Origin of the sequence: Dorea sp. AGR2135, assembly GCF_000420885.1 — a bacterium.
In the GTDB taxonomy this organism is placed as follows: Bacteria; Bacillota; Clostridia; order Lachnospirales; family Lachnospiraceae; genus Dorea; species Dorea formicigenerans.
The window spans coordinates 1-1576 of the sequence record NZ_ATVU01000070.1 but is presented as its reverse complement, the minus strand read 5'-3'; the positions used below and the strand labels follow the sequence as shown (position 1 = coordinate 1576).

Annotated in this window: 2 protein-coding genes and 1 pseudogene; 1 reads left to right on the top strand and 2 read right to left on the bottom strand. The window is 35.7% G+C overall.

The window, feature by feature from the left end; translation table 11 throughout:
* Positions 1-24 precede the first annotated feature (24 nt).
* The gene (locus tag G593_RS0118245) at positions 25-348 is read right to left on the bottom strand and encodes a thioredoxin family protein (RefSeq protein ID WP_005330449.1); all 324 of its coding nucleotides are present in this window, start codon (positions 346-348) and stop codon (positions 25-27) included.
* Between the two features lie 166 nt (positions 349-514).
* Here G593_RS0118245 and G593_RS18965 point away from each other — a divergent pair.
* A pseudogene (locus G593_RS18965) lies at positions 515-1198 on the top strand (Crp/Fnr family transcriptional regulator).
* Positions 1199-1318: 120 nt separating this feature from the next.
* On the opposite strand, the gene G593_RS18960 reads toward G593_RS18965, so the two are convergent.
* Positions 1319-1576, bottom strand: a 258-nt coding sequence (locus tag G593_RS18960; RefSeq protein ID WP_044994891.1) for a rhodanese-like domain-containing protein, incomplete at its 5' end; no start/stop codon positions are given.

Here is a 1576-nt window from a genome sequence, read left to right as displayed (position 1 = left end):
TTCATTCATACAGCAGTCCTCCTTTTATTTTTCCAATGCTTCATTAATAAAATTCTCTATCATTATTTTTGATTCAGGTGCAACAATAGAATCTATTGCCTTTCCATCCCGATATAAAACCAGCGTAGGAATTATCTCAATCTTTTCAGCTTCTGCAATCTGTGGTTCTTCATCAATATTTACTTTTCCAGCAATAAGAATATCGCTGTATTCTTCACTTATTTTTTCATAAGCCGCTCCAATTCTACGGCAATAACCACACCAAGGTGCCCAGAAATCAACCAAAACCGGTTTTTCTTTATGAATTAATTGTCCAAACTTTTCTTTATTTATATTTATTGATGTCATATTTTTCAACTCCTTCTCCTGTTTGAACTTAATATATCGCATAAAAGATCTTGCTTCTGTGATGATATCACAGAAAAGATAATTTACTTTATTACACTTCTTTTTATTTCTATTTATGGCATATGCCAGTTACATAATTGACGCATCTAAAAAAAGCAAGTATACTATGTTCGTAAAGGAGATAATGGTTATGAACTTCGAAAATTGTTTTCCACTATGGAATGACTTAAATACAACACAGAAAAAAATAATTTCAGACAATTTAATCACACAGTATGTAAAAAAAGGGACAATCATTCACAATGGGAACCTGGATTGCACTGGATTATTACTGGTTAAATCCGGGCAGCTTCGAACCTACATACTTTCAGATGAAGGACGAGAGATTACACTTTACCGTCTGTTCGATATGGATATGTGTCTTTTATCCGCCTCATGTATCATACGCTCCATTCAATTTGAAGTAACCATTGAAGCAGAAAAAGATACTGATCTTGGGATCATCCCTGCTGAAATCTATAAGGGCATTATGAAGGAATCTGCTCCCGTCGCAAACTATACTAATGAGTTAATAGCCACCCGTTTTTCTGATGTCATGTGGCTGATTGAACAAATCATGTGGAAGAGTTTGGATAAGCGTGTTGCTTCATTTCTTTTATAAGAGACCTCTATCGAAGGAACAAACGAGCTGAAAATCACTCATGAGACGATTGCTAATCATCTTGGTTCCCACAGGGAAGTTATCACTCGAATGCTTCGATACTTTCAAGGCGAGGGTCTCGTCAAACTCTCCCGCGGCAAAATCACAATCCTTGATCCAAAAAGATTGGAAACACTCCAAAGGTCATAAAATTGTTTTTCTGTAACATATAAAGAAGAATCCGCCATTTATCAGAATTATGAAAGTCATTCTAATAAATGGGGGATCTTTTTATATTACGAGAAAATTATAAAAATATTATGATTATTTTTAATAATCCATACCACATGCATATGCCTTTTCAATCAGCGCACGGTCATTGACAACTGCATCATAGAAGCGGAATCCGCCGGAGAAGTTGTATGTTTCATATCCATTTCCTTCCAGAATACGACTGGCAATATAACTTCGCAGCCCACTCTGGCATATCAGATAAACAGGCTTTCCCTTCTCAATTTCATTGATACGTTCCCTTAGTTCATCTACAGGAATGTTTTTGAATCCATCCATATGCCCCCTGTTAAATTC